The organism is Streptomyces sp. NPDC003393 (assembly GCF_053589015.1).
The window spans coordinates 34,832-50,292 of record NZ_JBSFRB010000045.1 but is presented as its reverse complement, the minus strand read 5'-3'; the positions used below and the strand labels follow the sequence as shown (position 1 = coordinate 50,292).

Below are 15,461 nucleotides of genomic sequence, written 5' to 3'. Positions count from 1 at the left end.
TCGTGGTCGCCCGCGCGGTTCGCCGCGCCCCCTGGGTCTCTCGCGTGACGAGCGTTACGAAGTCCCCTTCTTTACTCCTGGCCGTACTCGCCGGTACGTTTGTGTGAGCAAGCGCTTAGACAGTGACGATGTCCGTGGAGGTGGCGGCGTGCGCCGTACGGTGTTCAACGAGGATCACGAGGCGTTCCGGGAGACCCTCCGCGCCTTCATCGAGGCCGAGGTCGTCCCCGTCTACGACGAGTGGTTCGCCGCCGGACAGGCCCCGCGCGAGTTCTACTACAAGCTGGGCGAGCTGGGCGTCTTCGGCATCAACGTGCCGGAGGAGTTCGGCGGCGCCGGCCTGGACACGCACAAGTTCGAGGCCGTCCTGTACGAGGAGACCGCACGGGCCGGCGTCTCCTTCGGCGGCTCCGGTGTGCACGTGCTGCTGGGCCTGCCGTACATCAAGCTGCTCGCCACCGACGAGCAGAAGAAGCGCTACCTGCCGAAGTTCGTCACCGGCGAGGAGATGTGGGCCATCGCGATGACCGAGCCGGGCACCGGCTCGGACCTCGCGGGCATGAAGACCACCGCCAAGCTCTCCGAGGACGGCACGCACTACGTCCTCAACGGCGCCAAGACCTTCATCACCGGTGGCGTGCACGCCGACCGTATGATCGTCTGCGCCCGCACCTCCGCGCCGCGCGAGGACGACCGCCGCTTCGGCATCTCCCTCTTCGTCGTGGACACCAAGGCCGAGGGCTACTCCGTGGGCCGCAAGCTCGACAAGCTCGGTCTGAAGACCTCCGACACCGCCGAGCTGGCGTTCGTCGACGTCAAGGTCCCCGTCGAGGACCTCCTCGGCGAGGAGAACAAGGGCTTCTACTACCTCGGCCACAACCTCGCCTCCGAGCGCTGGGGCATCGCCTTCGGCGCCTACGCGCAGGCCAAGGCCGCCGTCCGGTTCGCCAAGGAGTACGTCCAGCAGCGCACCGTCTTCGGCAAGCCGGTCGCCGCCTTCCAGAACACCAAGTTCGAGCTGGCCGCCTGCCAGGCCGAGGTGGACGCCGCCGAGGCCGTCGTCGACCGGGCCACCGAGGCCCTGGACGCCGGCGAGCTGACCGCCGCCGAGGCCGCCTCCGCGAAGCTGTTCTGCACCGAGGTCGCCCACCGCGTCATCGACCGGTGCCTCCAGTTGCACGGCGGCTACGGCTTCATGAACGAGTACCCGATCGCCCGCCTGTACGCGGACAACCGCGTCAACCGGATCTACGGCGGCACCAGCGAGATCATGAAGACGATCATCGCCAAGGACATGGGCCTGTAAGGGCCCCGACGGATCCGCGAAATCGGTGCAGGATACAACTGACGCATGAGTCAGGCACTTCAGTCGCTGCTCGATCTGCTCGACCTCGAGCGGATCGAGCAGGACATCTTCCGTGGGAAGTCGCGCTCCGCCGTGGTCCCGCGCGTCTTCGGCGGGCAGGTCGCGGCGCAGGCACTGGTCGCCGCCGGGCGCACGGTTCCCGAGGACCGGCACGCGCACTCGCTGCACGCCTACTTCCTGCGGCCCGGCGACCCCGGCGCGCCCATCGTCTACACGGTGGACCGCATCCGCGACGGCCGCTCCTTCACCACCCGCCGGGTGGTCGCCGTCCAGCACGGGCAGCCGATCTTCCACCTCTCGTCGTCCTTCCAGACGTACGAGGAGGGCCTGGACCACCAGGCCCCGATGCCGCCCGCCCCGGACCCGGCCACCCTGCCCACCTCGCAGGAGCGCATGCGGGACTACGGCCACCTCGCCCCCGAGGTCGTCGAGCGCTTCCTGGAGGCCCGCGAGGCGGTCGACCTGCGCTACGTCGCCGAACCGCCGTACGGCAGGTTCGGCGAGCCGCGCGAGCCGCACTCGCAGGTGTGGTTCCGCACCAACGGCAAGCTCGAGGGCGCCATAGACCAGCCGCTGCTGCACGTCGTGCTCGCCACCTACGTCTCCGACATGACACTGCTGGACTCGGTCCTGCTCGCGCACGGCCGGGGCGGCTGGGCGGTCGGCGACGTCGTCGGGGCCTCGCTGGACCACGCCATGTGGTTCCACCGGCCCTTCCGGGCCGACGAGTGGCTGCTGTACGACCAGGAGTCCCCCTCCGCCCACGGTGGACGGGGCCTCGGCCAGGCCCGCATCTACACGCAGGACGGGCGTCTGGCGATCTCGGTCATCCAGGAGGGCGTGGTCCGCGTGCCCCGGAAGCGGTGAGGGCCCGTCGGGGCGGTCAGCCGGCCAGGCCCGCCTGGTCCAGCAGATACGCCGTCATCGGGTCGTAGTACCGGGGGCTGACCACGTGGTCGTCGAGCGGGACCGTCACCTGCACCGTCCCCTCCGCCTCGGCCAGGAAGAGCGCCGGGTCGTTGGAGTCGGCGTAGCCCACGCAGTCCACGCCGTGCTGTCCGGCACAGCCCGCCCAGCCGTGGTCGGCGACGACCAGGTCCGGCAGCGGGCGCCCCTCGCGCTCCAGGCCGGTGAGGATCGCGCGCATCGGCTCGCCGGAGTGGGTGTGCCACAGTGACGCGCCGTGCTCCAGCACCGCCACGTCCGCGAACTGCATCACGTAGCCCTCGTCGGTCCGGAGTCCGTCCGGGATGACGATGATCTCGCACCCGGCGGCGCGCAGCGCGGCGGCGGTGGCGCGGTGCACGTCGAGCAGTCCGCCGGGGTGACCGGTGGCGAACAGCACCCGCTGCCGGCCGTCGGCCGCCTTGCGCAGCCTGCCGGCCATCCGCTCCAGTGCGGCCACGGTCAGCTCGGGGTCGATGGTGTCCTGGCCGTACCGGTGCTCCGGGTCGTCGCTGACGCCGACCCGTTCCGCCATCACCGCCAGGACGTCCTGCTCGTCGCTCCAGCGGTCGCCGAGTTCCAGGCCGAGCCAGAAGTTGCGGTCGCCGTTCGACAGCTTGCGGTAGTGGGAGAGGTTGTTCTCGCGGGGGGTGGCGACGTTCCCGGCGATACGGGTCTTCACGAGGTGGTCGAGGAGTTCGGCGCGGCTGGGCGTCCCGGTTATCGGCATGCCACCCATTGTGATGCAGTGATCCGCGCGCGTCGCCGGTGTTCCGGCCGCTGGGACGGGGCTCACGCCGCTCGTGCCCCTGGGGCCGTGCGGCTCAGCACCTGCGCAGGGCGAACCACAGCTCCATGCGGGTGTCCGGGTCGTCCAGGTCGGCGCCCAGGAGACCGGCGCAGCGGGTGACGCGCTGGCGGACCGTGTTGCGGTGCACGGACAGGGCGACCGCGGTGCGGTCCCAGCTGCCGTGCAGGGAGAGCCACGTGCGCAGGGTCTCGGCGAGGACCGGGGTGAGCGGGGCCAGCAGGGCGCGGGCGTGGGCGTCGGCCTCGGCGGGCGGGATCAGGTCGGCGAGGCCGCCGGCGCCGCCGGGGGCGCCGTGCCGGACCAGCGCGGCGCGGGTGGCGTGCGCGCGGGCCAGGGCGCGGGCCGCCTGGGTGTCGGCGGCCGGCCAGTCGGCCGGGGCGACGGCCGCGCTGACGCCGAGCGTCCAGCCGGGCTGCGGGTCCGGTTCGCGGTCGGCGGGGACGAGGACCCGTACGACGCCGTCCGCGAGGTCGACCAGCGCCGACCCGAGCGCGGCGCCCAGCGCGGAGGCCGCCATCGCGTCGGCGGCCTGCGCACCGGGACGCGCGTGCACGACGAGCCACCGCCCGTCCCCGAGCAGCGGCGCGACCTCCTCGGGCGGGGCCCCCAGCAACAGTCGTACCAGCGCCGAGGAGCGAGCCGCGCCCGCACCGCTCTGGTGCTCGCCGGTCAGCAGGGTCAGCAGCACGGCGGCCACGGAGGCGATGGTGTGGTCGCCCGGTTCGCGGTGCGGGGAGTCGACGGCGAGCACGAAGCCGTGGCCGGCCCCCAGGGTGTAGGCGGCGAGGTGGCGGCCCGCGACGGTGTCGGTGGCGGAGGAGCGGGCGCGGCTGGTGACGACCCGGGCCAGCCCGTCCAGCGCGTCCCGCACCTGGGGCGGCTGCTCCTGACGCCCGGCCTCGGCGACCCGGGTGCCCTCGGGGCCGTACAGCACCGTACGGCCGCCCACCCGCTTGGCCAGCCGGCGCAGCACCGACGGAACCGGGTCCGGGCGGGACGCGGCGGCGGCCAGGCTCTGCTGGGCCTCGGTGATCCGGCGGAGTTCGGCCAGGCGGGCCTGGGCCATCAGCTGCCAGACCGCGCGGGCGACGCCGGAGAAGGTGGTCTGCGGCGGCACTTCGAGCAGCGGCAGGCCGCGGGCGTCGCAGGCGGCCGCCAGGGCGGCCGGCACCGTGTCGAGCACCGGCGCCAGACCGAAGCCGAGGGCCGCGCCGCCCGCGGCGACGATCCGCGCGACGTAGGCGTCGAAGTACCCCTCCCCGGCCTCCGCGACCGCCGCGCGCGGGACGTGGACGCCCGCCGTCAGCAGCAGCTCGCCGCCGAGCAGATACGGGTACGGGTCGGCCATCTCCGAGGTGTGCGCCCAGTGGATCACGGTGCCGGAAGCGGACGGCCCGGCGATCTGCCGCAGGGCCAGGTCCTCGCGGGCGAGCAGCGCCGAGAGCGGGACCGGCGGGGTCGGCGGGACCGCGGGGGCGGACGGCGACGGTGCCTCCGACACGATGTGCGTTCCCTCCGTTTCGACCCGGGCGAATGGATGAAAAGTACACTTCGCAGTCGCTTTTCGGCCACCTAATGTCGGTCCGGACCGGCAGCCGCGGGTACGGGCGGATGTCCCCGCGAACCGCTGCCGACGTCCCCCACCCGCAAACGACACGCCACCGGGATGTGCGCGAAGGAGGGCCCCTCCATGGCCGTCGACTACACAGTGATCGTCGTCTATCTGGCCGCCATGCTGGCGGGCAACCGCGCCTTCATCCTGGTCATGGGTGTCGCGGTGATCGCCACCACCATCGCGCTCAACGACGTCGTCGAGGCCCTGACCGTGGCCTACAACCTGCTCGTCGGCGGGCTGCTGGTGCCGATCCTCGGCGGGCTGCTGTGGAAGCGCGGCACCGCGCAGGTCGCGCTGACCTCCGTGGTCGTCGGCGGCCTCGCGGTCGTCGGCCTGATGGCGGGCTACGGCATCCTGGCCAACGAGCCGGTCTACTACGGCCTGCTGTCCTCCCTGGTCGCCTACGTCGCCGTGTCCCTGGCGACCCGGCCCACCGACGAGGCCGTCCTCGCCGTCTGGCGGGAGCGGCTCGCCGGCCGCGGCTCCGAACTCGCGTCCGACCCGGTTCCGGCTCACCAGTAGAGTCGGACGGCAAGCAGTACATGCGCGACGAAGCGCAGAAAGAAGGCATTTCACCATGAGCAGCAACGAGACGCCCCGCGGTCCCGTCGACTCCTCCCGCGTCCCGCGGTACGCCGGCCCCGCGACCTTCGCCCGGCTGCCCCGCCTGGACGAGGTCGGCACCGCCGACGTCGCCGTGGTCGGCGTGCCGTTCGACTCCGGCGTCTCGTACCGGCCGGGCGCCCGCTTCGGCGGCAACGCCATCCGTGAGGCGTCCCGGCTGCTGCGCCCCTACAACCCGGCGCAGGACGCCTCGCCGTTCGCCCTCGCCCAGGTCGCGGACGGCGGCGACATCGCCGTGAACCCGTTCAACATCAACGAGGCCGTGGACACCATCGAGGCCGCCGCCGACGACCTCCTGGGCACCGGCGCCCGCCTGATGACCCTCGGCGGCGACCACACCATCGCCCTGCCGCTGCTCAGGTCCGTCGCCAGGAAGCACGGCCCGGTGGCCCTGCTCCACTTCGACGCCCACCTCGACACCTGGGACACCTACTTCGGCGCCGAGTACACCCACGGCACCCCGTTCCGGCGGGCGGTGGAGGAGGGCATCCTCGACACCTCCGCCCTCTCCCACGTCGGCACCCGCGGCCCGCTCTACGGCAAGCAGGACCTCACCGACGACGAGAAGATGGGCTTCGGCATCGTCACCTCCGCGGACGTCTACCGCCGGGGCGCCGACGAGGTCGCCGACCAGCTCCGCCGGCGCATCGGCGACCGCCCGCTCTACATCTCCATCGACATCGACTGCCTGGACCCGGCCCACGCGCCCGGCACCGGCACGCCGGAGGCCGGCGGCATGACCTCACGGGAACTGCTGGAGATCCTGCGCGGACTGGCGTCCTGCAACCTGGTCTCGGCCGACGTCGTCGAGGTGGCGCCCGCCTACGACCACGCGGAGATCACCTCGGTCGCGGCCTCCCACACGGCCTACGAACTGACCACCATCATGAGCCGCCAGATCGCGGCGGCCCGCAACGCCTGACTCTCCCCCGAAGGACCGAGAGCTGTGACCCACGACCACGACCTGGTACTCCGCCCGACCGACCGGCAGACGGAGGCCGCGCTGAACCCCCCTCGCGGCCGGAACGGCGGAGACCTGGTCGTGGAGACACTGGCCGGGCTCGGCGCGACGACCGTCTTCGGCCTGCCCGGCCAGCACGCCCTGGGCATGTTCGACGCCCTGCGCAGATCCTCGCTGCGCTACGTGGGCCTGCGGGTGGAGAACAACGCGGGCTTCGCGGCGGACGCGTACGGCAGGATCACCGGTGAGGCGGCGCCGCTGCTCCTGTCGACGGGCCCGGGAGCCCTCACCTCCCTGGCCGCGCTCCAGGAAGCGGCGGCGGCCTCCGCGCCGGTCCTCGCGATCGGCAGCCAGATCCCCACGGCCGGGCTCGGCGGCGGCCGCCACGGCTACCTCCACGAACTCCCCGACCAGGCGGCCTCCTTCCGAGGCGTGGTGAAGTCGGTCCACACCGTCCGCACCCAGTCCCAGATCCCGTCCGCGATCGCCGAGGCCTGGAAGTCGGCGCTGACCGCCCCGCACGGGCCGGTGTGGGTGGAGATCCCGCAGGACGTGCTGCTCGCCGAGACACGGCTGCCGGTGGTGACCGCGATGGACGCCACCCCGGACGACCTGCCGCCGCGCCCGGAGCTGACCGCGGTGGCGGCCGACCTGCTGTCGAAGGCGGCCCGTCCGGCGATCATCGCGGGTGGGGGAGTGGTCCGCGCGGACGCCGCCGGGAAGCTGCGGGCGCTGGCGGAGAAGCTGAACGCCCCCGTCGTCACCACCTTCGGCGGCAAGGGCGCCTTCCCCTGGGAGCACCCGCTGTCCCTCCAGTCCTGGCTGGAGGACCGCCACACCACCGACTTCCTCGAGGACGCGGACGTCCTGCTCGTGGTCGGCTCGGGCCTGGGCGAACTCTCCTCGAACTACCACACGTTCACGCCCCGCGGCCGAGTGATCCAGATCGAGGCCGACCTCGGCAAGCTGGAGTCGAACCACCCGGCCCTCGGCATCCACGCGGACGCCCGCCCGGCCCTCCAGGCGCTGCTGGAGACGGTGGAGGAGCGCGCGGACGCCTCGGCGCCGGACCGGGTGCGGGAGCTGCTCGCGAAGGTCGCCGACCGGATCGCCGGCCAGGAACTCGCCCTGGAGCAGCGGGTGCTGGCCTCCGTGCGCCGCGCCCTGCCCGCCGACGCGCCGTCCTTCTGGGACATGACGATCCTGGCCTACTGGGCCTGGTCCGCCTTCGACGCCAAGGCGCCCAACACCATGCACTCGGCCCAGGGCGCCGGCGGCCTCGGCTACGGGTTCCCGGCGGCACTCGGCGCGGCGGCGGCCGACCCGACCCGTCCGGTCCTGGCCGTCTCGGGCGACGGCGGCGCCCTGTACTCCATCGCCGAACTGGCCACGGCGCGCCAGTACGACCTGAACGTCACCTGGTTGATCGTCGACGACGGCGGCTACGGCATCCTGCGCGAGTACATGACCGACGCCTTCGGCGAGCCCACGGCGACGGAGCTGACCCGCCCCGACTACGTGGCACTGGCCGAGTCCTTCGGCGTTCCGGGCGTCCGGAGCACCCCCGAGACCCTGGAACGGGATCTCGCCAAGTCCCTCTCCACCCCGGGCCCCTCGGTCGTCGTCCTCCCGGCGGTGCTGCGCATGTTCGCGCCCACGCACCTGGGCTGAGCCCTTACGAGACCGCCCTCAGGTGTCCGTGGCCCGTGTGGTCGCGGAGGCGGGTGAGGGCCCGGGCCGTCGCCTCGTCGTCGGGCAGGAGGACCAGCAGCAGCTGGGCGTCCGTGGGGAGTTCGAGGAACTCCCGGCGCAGACGCAGGTCGCCGGCGGCGGGGTGGCGCAGGCGCAGCACGCCCCGCTCCGGGACCTTGTGGCGGTTCATCCGGCGGGTGAACTCCGGTCCGGCGGCGGGCGCCAGCTCCGCCGCGAGCCGTTCCGCGTGCTCCGCCTTCGGGCCGAGCCACACGTCGAAGACCTGCTCGTCGGCGACCTCGTCCCAGTCGGGGAAGAGGGACCGGGCGCGCGGGTCGGTGAAGACGTACCGCGTGAGGTTCGGCTCGTCCCCGTCCAGCAGTCCCGTGCCGGTTACGACCGCCTCGTAGGCGGAGGTCCAGGCGAGGAGGTCGCCCAGCCGGTCGGCGACCACCGCGAGGCCCGGTTCGAGCAGCCGCAGGGTCTCCCGCACGGCAGGGCGGATCTCGCGGCGCGCCGGCTCCGGCCCGAGACGGCCGGTGCACTCGTCACCGCTGATCTTCGCGAGGTACCGCACGTGCTCCCCGGCAGGTCAGCAGGCGCCCGGGCCCACCCCGTCGATCCGGCCGCCGAAGTCGCCCAGGTAGCGGGAGCGCCAGTCGCCGTTGAAGACGTCGCGCCTCTCGAGCGGCTGCCAGTTCACGAAGCAGGCCCGGGTGCTCGCGACGGCCGAGCCCACGTGGTCGTGAAGGCGGGGCGGCATGTCGCGGTAGCCGCTGCGCGCGGTCCACTCCCAGTAGTCGCCCTTGAACCCCTCCTTGCTCCAGAAGCACACGGACCCGTCGGGACAGGACGGGGGCGCGGCCGGGGCGGCCGACGCCGCATGGGCGGGCAGCAGCAGGGCGGTCAGGGCGAGCGCGGCGGCGAGGGACCAGGAACGGATCTTCACGGAACTCTCCAGACGGACGTCACGGAAACGGAGCGCCACGGCCGGCCGGCCGTGGCGCTCCCATGGTTCCGGCAGGTCACGGGGGATCGGCCCCGTCCGTGGTCCACACCACCTGATGGAGCGAACCCGAAGCCCGACCGCGTGCACGACCGCAGGGAACCGCCCCGCACGCGCGGGGAGCGCGGGGCTCGTTCCTCCGGCGCTCGGCCTCCGGCCCCCTCGCCCCGCACGGCGTCGGCAAGCCGAAGGCGCCGGGCCCTGGGCGCCGGACCGGCCGCACGATCACGGTGCTCACCGAGGACGAGGCACCACGGACCACGGCGTGACGACCATTCGGGGCATCGCCCGAGCATCCCCGGGACTGCGGTACACGGTTCCACCGGGCCACATCCCGGCGACCTCGCCCAGGCGGGCCGTTCGTGCCGGTGCCGCCGACCGGCTGACGCTCACGAGGAGGTCGCCCCCCGGTCGTCCGGGCACCCTCCTGAGCGCCGTGACCGCCGCCACGCCGACCTTCCGCACCTCGCGCGGGGATGAAATCCGCTTCCGCCCGTGTTGGTGCCTTCCGGTAGATCAGGTCGTCAGGGAGGCACCGACGTGGCAGCGCAACCGGGGCAGACACGAGGCTGGGTGCGCAGACTCGCCGCGTACGCGTGGCGCAGCCCCAAGGACGTGGTTCTGGCCCTGGGCGCCTCCCTGGGAGGCATGGCCGTGATGGCCGTCGTCCCGCTGATCACCAAGGTGATCATCGACGACGTGGTCGGCGACCACAGCCGTGCCATGGCCCCGTGGGCGGGCGCCCTGGTCGGCGCCGCCCTCGTCGTCTACGCCCTGACCTACGTCCGCCGCTACTACGGCGGCCGGCTCGCCCTCGACGTCCAGCACGACCTGCGGACGGAGATGTACGAGACGATCACCCGGCTCGACGGCCGCCGCCAGGACGAACTGTCCACGGGGCAGGTGGTCGGCCGCGCCACCAGCGACCTCCAGCTGATCCAGGGCCTGCTCTTCATGCTGCCGATGACCATCGGCAACGTGCTGCTGTTCCTGATCTCCCTGGCGATCATGGCCTGGCTGTCGCTGCCGCTGACCCTGATCGCCCTGGCCGTGGCGCCCGCGCTCGGCTGGATCGCCCGCCGCAGCCGTACCAGACTGCACCCCGCCACCTGGTACGCGCAGGCGCAGGCCGCCGCGGTCGCCGGGGTCGTGGACGGCGCGGTCAGCGGGGTCCGCGTGGTGAAGGGGTTCGGGCAGGAGGAGCAGGAGACCGCGAAGCTGAGGGCGGTCGGGCGGCGGCTGTTCGCCGGGCGGCTGCGGACCATCCGGCTGAACGCGAGGTTCACCCCCGCCCTCCAGGCCGTCCCCGCCCTCGGCCAGGTCGCCATGCTGGCGCTCGGCGGCTGGCTCGCCGTGCGCGGCCACATCACGCTCGGCACGTTCGTGGCGTTCTCCACCTACCTCGCCCAGCTGGTCGGCCCGGTCCGGATGCTCGCGGTGGTCCTCACGGTCGGGCAGCAGGCACGGGCCGGCACCGAGCGGGTCCTGGAGCTGATCGACACCGAGCCGACGCTGACCGGCGGCACCAAGGAGCTGCCCGCCGACGCGCCCGCGACCGTCGAGTTCGACGACGTGTCCTTCGGCTACACCGACGGCCGCCCGGTGCTGACCGGCCTGTCCTTCGAGATCCGCCCCGGTGAGACCCTCGCCGTGGTCGGCTCCTCCGGCTCCGGCAAGTCCACCGTCTCGCTGCTGCTGCCGCGCTTCTACGACGTCACCCACGGTGCCGTCCTCGTCGGCGGGCACGATGTGCGCGAGCTGACCCTGGACTCCCTGCGGGCCGCGATCGGCCTGGTCCCCGAGGACTCCTTCCTCTTCTCCGACACCGTTCGCGCCAACATCGCCTACGGCCGCCCCGACGCCACCCAGGAGCAGATCGAGGCCGCCGCCCGCACCGCCCAGGCGGACCGTTTCATCGCCGAGCTGCCCGAGGGGTACGACACCAAGGTCGGCGAACAGGGCCTGACCCTCTCCGGCGGCCAGCGCCAGCGCATCGCACTCGCCCGCGCCATCCTCACCGACCCGCGCCTGCTCGTCCTGGACGACGCCACCTCCGCCGTGGACGCCCGGGTCGAGCACGAGATCCACGAGGCGCTGGGCCAGGTCATGCGGGGCCGGACCACCCTGCTCATCGCGCACCGGCGCTCCACCCTCCATCTCGCCGACCGCATCGCCGTCCTCGACCAGGGCCGGCTCGCCGACCTCGGTACCCACGACGAGCTCCAGGAGCGCTGCGCCCTCTACCGCCGCCTGCTCACCGACCCCGACGAGCTCGGTGGCGTCTCGCCCGGCCACACCCAGCCGGTGGCCCCGGCCGAGGACACCTCCGTACGGGAGGAGCTGGACGCCGAGTTCGACGCCGAGCGCGGGGTGACCCCGAGGCTGTGGACCGGCGACCGGGAACCGAAGGACGCCGCCCTGTCGGGCAGCCCCGCGACCCCGGAACTCCTGGCCCAGGTGGAGGCCCTGCCGCCCGCCACCGACACCCCGGACGTCGACGAGAAACAGGCGGTGCGGCCCGAGGACTCCTACGGCCTGCGCCGGCTCCTGCGCGGCTTCGGGCTGCCGCTGCTCGTCAGCCTGCTCCTGGTCGCCGTGGACGCCGGGATGGGCCTGCTGCTGCCCGTACTGATCCGGCACGGCATCGACCAGGGCGTGAGCAGGATGGCCCTCGGCGCGGTCTGGACGGCCGCCCTGCTCGGCCTGCTGGCCGTGCTGGTGCAGTGGGCGGCGCAGACCGGCGAGACCCGGATGACCGGCCGCACCGGCGAACGCGTCCTGTACACGCTGCGGCTGAAGATCTTCGCCCAGCTCCAGCGGCTCGGCCTGGACTACTACGAGCGCGAGCTGACCGGCCGGATCATGACCCGCATGACGACGGACGTGGACGCCCTGTCCACCTTCCTCCAGACCGGCCTGGTCACGGCGTTCGTCTCGGTCGTCACCTTCTTCGGCATCATGGTCGCCCTGCTCCTGATCGACGTGCAGCTGGCCCTGGTCGTCTTCGCGACGCTGCCGCCGCTGATCGTCGCGACCTTCTTCTTCCGCCGGGCCAGCGTGAAGGCGTACCGGCTGGCCCGCGAGCGCGTGTCCGTGGTCAACGCCGACCTCCAGGAGTCGGTGGCCGGGCTGCGGATCGTGCAGGCCTTCCGGCGGGAGCGGGACGGCGCGTGGCGGTTCACCGAGCGCAGCGACAGCTATCGCAGGGCCCGTATCCGGGGCCAGTGGCTGATCTCCGTGTACTTCCCCTTCGTGCAGCTGCTGTCCTCGGTCGCGGCGGCCTCCGTGCTGATCTCGGGCGCGGGCCGGGTGGAGGCGGCCACGCTGACCACGGGCGCGCTGGTGGCGTACCTGCTGTACATCGACCTGTTCTTCGCGCCCGTCCAGCAGCTCTCCCAGGTCTTCGACGGCTACCAGCAGGCCACCGTCTCCCTCGGCCGCATCCAGGAACTGCTCCAGGAGCCGGCGTCCACCACGGCCGCCGCCGAGCCCCGGGACGTCCCCGCGCTGCGCGGCGAGATCGCCTTCGAGGACGTGCACTTCGCCTACGGCGCCGGCGACGGCGCCGAGGAGGCGCTGACCGGGATCGACCTGCGCATCCCCGCCGGGCAGACCGTCGCCTTCGTCGGCGAGACCGGCGCGGGCAAGTCCACCGTGGTCAAGCTGGTGGCCCGGTTCTACGACCCGACCGGCGGCCGGATCACGGTCGACGGCACGGACCTGCGCGCCCTGGACCTCACGGCGTACCGGCACCGGCTCGGGGTCGTGCCGCAGGAGGCGTACCTCTTCCCCGGCACGGTCCGCGACGCCATCGCCTACGGCCGTCCGGACGCCACCGACGCCGAGGTGGAGGCCGCGGCGCGGGCGGTCGGCGCGCACGAGATGATCGCCACGCTCGAGGGCGGCTACCTGCACGAGGTCGCCGAGCGCGGCCGCAACTTGTCCGCCGGGCAGCGTCAGCTCATCGCACTCGCCCGGGCCGAACTGGTCGACCCCGACGTCCTCCTGCTCGACGAGGCGACCGCCGCCCTGGACCTGGCCACCGAGGCCCAGGTCAACCAGGCCACCGACCGCCTCGCGGGCCGCCGCACCACACTGGTGGTCGCCCACCGGCTGACCACGGCCGCCCGCGCGGACCGGGTGGTGGTCATGGACCACGGCCGGGTCGCCGAGGACGGCACGCACGACGAACTGCTGGCCCTCGGCGGACGGTACGCCGAGCTGTGGCGGACGTTCGCCGGCGCAGCCGAGCCGGAGGAGCCGGTCAGCGCCTCCCGCTGACCGCCTCCCCGACCGCACCGCGCGACAGCGGCCGGCGCGCTCCGCGAGGCCCGGACCTGCACACCCCTGCGACCCGGGCCTGCACACCCCCGCGACCCGGGCCGGCGCGTTCGCCGACCCGGGCCCGCGCGGCGCGCAACCTTTCGACGTGTGCCGTGCGTCCGTACACCCGTACGTGTGTGGGAGTGATGTTCGGGGAGGGGCGACAGTGAACAGTGGAGGAGTGCGCCGGCGGCTGGCTCTCGGCCTGGCCGTCCTGACCGGATCGGCGACGCTGGCGCTCGCCGTGCCCGGCACCGCGCAGGCGGCGGCCTCCACCTGCTCCGGCCGGGAGGTCAGGACACTGCCGTTCTCCACCGGCTCCCTGCACGTCTACCGGCGGGGCGGCTACGTCTGTGCCGTCACCACCCCGGACCACCCCGGCCACAAGCAGTCGATGTCCGTCACCGTGCAGGCCCGCGGCAACCGGCCCGTCACCGACAGGGGCCGCTTCTCGTACCACGCCGGCCCGGTCACCGTGCACGCGGGCCACCGGTGCGTACGGGTGTCCGGATCGGTGGGGGCCGGGTCGTACACGAGCGGCTGGATCCTGTGCTGATGCACTGACACCGCGCCAGGATTTCCCCGACTCCCCTGGTGTGCACCCGAGTTGCTCCGATAACTTCCGGCGCACATCTGTCTCACAGGGGAGTGTGCATGCGCAAGGCGCTCAGATGGCTGCTCGCGCTCACGGTCTTCATCGGCACGTTGAGCACGGCGGGGGCGGCCACCGCGGCCCAGCCGGAGGCCACCGACACCACCACGAGCAGCACCGACACCGACATCAAGGACCGGCTCCTGGCCATCCCGGGCATGAGCCTGATAGAGGAGAAGCCCTACCCGGGTTACCGCTTCTTCGTCCTGAACTACACCCAGCCGATCGACCACCGCGACCCGGCGGGGGCCACCTTCCAGCAGCGGATCACCGTGCTGCACAAGGGAGTCGACCGTCCGACCGTCTTCTACACCGGCGGCTACAACGTCTCCACCACCCCGAGCCGCCGCGAGCCGACGCAGATCGTGGACGGCAACCAGGTCTCCCTGGAGTACCGGTTCTTCACCCCGTCCCGGCCGAGTCCGGCCGACTGGTCCAAGCTGGACATCTGGCAGGCCGCCAGTGACCAGCACCGCCTCTTCCGGGCGCTGAAGCAGGTCTACACCCACAACTGGATCGCCACCGGCGGCTCCAAGGGCGGCATGACGGCGACCTACTACGAGCGCTTCTACCCCCGCGACATGGATGGCGTGGTCGCCTACGTCGCCCCCAACGACGTGGTGAACCAGGAGGACTCCGCCTACGACCGCTTCTTCGCCTCCGTCGGCACCAAGGAGTGCCGCGACCGGCTGAACGCCGTGCAGCGCGAGGCGCTGGTGCGCCGCGAGCCGCTGGAGCAGAAGTACGCGCGGTACGCCGCCGACAACGGCTACACCTTCACCACCGTCGGCAGCCTGGACCGGGCCTACGAGGCCGTCGTCCTCGACTACGTGTGGGGCTTCTGGCAGTACAGCCTGCTGACGGACTGCGACACCATCCCCGCGGACGCGAAGCACGCCACCGACCAGGCGATCTGGGACTCCGTGGACACCATCTCCGGCTTCTCGGCCTACACCGACCAGGGCCTGGAGACCTACACCCCGTACTACTACCAGGCGGGCACCCAACTGGGCGCGCCCACCATCCACTTCCCGTACATCGAGAAGAAGCTGATCCGCTACGGCTACCAGCCGCCGCGCAACTTCGTGCCGCGGTCCATCCCGATGCGGTTCCAGCCGTGGGCGATGCGGGACGTGGACACCTGGGTCCGCCACCACGCGCACCACATGCTCTTCGTCTACGGGCAGAACGACCCGTGGGGCGCGGAGCGGTTCCGCCTCGGGCACGGCGCACGGGACGCGTACGTCTTCACGGCGCCGGGCATGAACCACGGCGCGAACGTCGCGGGCCTCGTGCCGGACCAGAAGGCGCTCGCCACGGCCAGGATCCTCCAGTGGGCGGGGGTCGCCTCCCCGGCGGTCCTGGCCGACCCGGCGGCGGCCAGGCCGCTGGCCCGCCACGACGCGAAGCTGGACGCGCGGGACGTGGAGCGGGAGCCGGCGCTCCGGCCGTAGTAGGCCCTGTCG

At 72.9% G+C, this 15,461-nt stretch carries 11 protein-coding genes and 1 pseudogene; 8 read left to right on the top strand and 4 right to left on the bottom strand.

The window, feature by feature from the left end; genetic code table 11:
* The first annotated feature begins 148 nt into the window (after window positions 1-148).
* On the top strand, window positions 149-1,306 hold the full coding sequence (locus ACWDUZ_RS32070; protein ID WP_451635310.1) for an acyl-CoA dehydrogenase family protein: 1,158 nt from the start codon (window positions 149-151) through the stop codon (window positions 1,304-1,306).
* A 45-nt stretch (window positions 1,307-1,351) separates the two neighbouring features.
* The gene (locus ACWDUZ_RS32065) at window positions 1,352-2,233 is read left to right on the top strand and encodes an acyl-CoA thioesterase (protein ID WP_451635309.1); all 882 of its coding nucleotides are present in this window, start codon (window positions 1,352-1,354) and stop codon (window positions 2,231-2,233) included.
* Between the two features lie 16 nt (window positions 2,234-2,249).
* Here ACWDUZ_RS32065 and ACWDUZ_RS32060 read toward each other — a convergent pair whose 3' ends face one another.
* Together ACWDUZ_RS32060 and ACWDUZ_RS32055 are read right to left on the bottom strand one after the other, a co-directional pair.
* Window positions 2,250-3,041 carry a phosphatase gene (locus tag ACWDUZ_RS32060; RefSeq protein ID WP_451635308.1) on the bottom strand — a complete coding sequence of 264 codons (792 nt, stop codon included), beginning with the start codon at window positions 3,039-3,041 and terminating at the stop codon, window positions 2,250-2,252.
* 94 nt (window positions 3,042-3,135) lie between these two features.
* On the bottom strand, window positions 3,136-4,623 hold the full coding sequence (locus ACWDUZ_RS32055; RefSeq protein ID WP_451635307.1) for a helix-turn-helix domain-containing protein: 1,488 nt from the start codon (window positions 4,621-4,623) through the stop codon (window positions 3,136-3,138).
* 240 nt (window positions 4,624-4,863) lie between these two features.
* Here ACWDUZ_RS32055 and ACWDUZ_RS32050 point away from each other — a divergent pair.
* From ACWDUZ_RS32050 to ACWDUZ_RS32040, 3 genes and pseudogenes are all read left to right on the top strand, one after another.
* A pseudogene (locus ACWDUZ_RS32050) lies at window positions 4,864-5,259 on the top strand (sodium:solute symporter); the annotation flags it as partial.
* A gap of 55 nt (window positions 5,260-5,314) precedes the next feature.
* Window positions 5,315-6,283, top strand: coding sequence for an agmatinase (gene speB / locus ACWDUZ_RS32045; RefSeq protein WP_451635306.1), 969 nt, complete (start codon window positions 5,315-5,317; stop codon window positions 6,281-6,283).
* A gap of 24 nt (window positions 6,284-6,307) precedes the next feature.
* The gene (locus ACWDUZ_RS32040) at window positions 6,308-7,993 is read left to right on the top strand and encodes a thiamine pyrophosphate-binding protein (RefSeq protein ID WP_451635305.1); all 1,686 of its coding nucleotides are present in this window, start codon (window positions 6,308-6,310) and stop codon (window positions 7,991-7,993) included.
* Between the two features lie 4 nt (window positions 7,994-7,997).
* Here ACWDUZ_RS32040 and ACWDUZ_RS32035 read toward each other — a convergent pair whose 3' ends face one another.
* Together ACWDUZ_RS32035 and ACWDUZ_RS32030 are read right to left on the bottom strand one after the other, a co-directional pair.
* Window positions 7,998-8,591 carry an MmyB family transcriptional regulator gene (locus ACWDUZ_RS32035; RefSeq protein WP_451635304.1) on the bottom strand — a complete coding sequence of 198 codons (594 nt, stop codon included), beginning with the start codon at window positions 8,589-8,591 and terminating at the stop codon, window positions 7,998-8,000.
* Window positions 8,592-8,606: 15 nt separating this feature from the next.
* Window positions 8,607-8,963, bottom strand: a complete 357-nt coding sequence (locus ACWDUZ_RS32030) for a peptidase inhibitor family I36 protein (protein ID WP_451635303.1) — start codon at window positions 8,961-8,963, stop codon at window positions 8,607-8,609.
* A gap of 597 nt (window positions 8,964-9,560) precedes the next feature.
* On the opposite strand from ACWDUZ_RS32030, the gene ACWDUZ_RS32025 reads away from it, so the two are divergent.
* The 3 genes from ACWDUZ_RS32025 (at window position 9,561) to ACWDUZ_RS32015 (ending at window position 15,449) form a co-directional block, all read left to right on the top strand.
* Window positions 9,561-13,301 carry an ABC transporter ATP-binding protein gene (locus ACWDUZ_RS32025; RefSeq protein WP_451635302.1) on the top strand — a complete coding sequence of 1,247 codons (3,741 nt, stop codon included), beginning with the start codon at window positions 9,561-9,563 and terminating at the stop codon, window positions 13,299-13,301.
* Between the two features lie 208 nt (window positions 13,302-13,509).
* Window positions 13,510-13,899, top strand: coding sequence for a hypothetical protein (locus ACWDUZ_RS32020; protein WP_451635301.1), 390 nt, complete (start codon window positions 13,510-13,512; stop codon window positions 13,897-13,899).
* Window positions 13,900-13,997: 98 nt separating this feature from the next.
* The gene (locus ACWDUZ_RS32015) at window positions 13,998-15,449 is read left to right on the top strand and encodes a S28 family serine protease (protein WP_451635300.1); all 1,452 of its coding nucleotides are present in this window, start codon (window positions 13,998-14,000) and stop codon (window positions 15,447-15,449) included.
* Window positions 15,450-15,461 lie beyond the last annotated feature (12 nt).

What these genes read in the sequence shown, in the direction of transcription:
- speB (WP_451635306.1), top strand. Translation starts at nt 5,315, where the DNA reads ATGAGCAGCAACGAGACGCCCCGCGGTCCCGTCGACTCCTCCCGCGTC.
- ACWDUZ_RS32015 (WP_451635300.1), top strand. Translation starts at nt 13,998, where the DNA reads ATGCGCAAGGCGCTCAGATGGCTGCTCGCGCTCACGGTCTTCATCGGC.
- ACWDUZ_RS32065 (WP_451635309.1), top strand. Translation starts at nt 1,352, where the DNA reads ATGAGTCAGGCACTTCAGTCGCTGCTCGATCTGCTCGACCTCGAGCGG.
- ACWDUZ_RS32060 (WP_451635308.1), bottom strand. Translation starts at nt 3,041, where the DNA reads ATGCCGATAACCGGGACGCCCAGCCGCGCCGAACTCCTCGACCACCTC.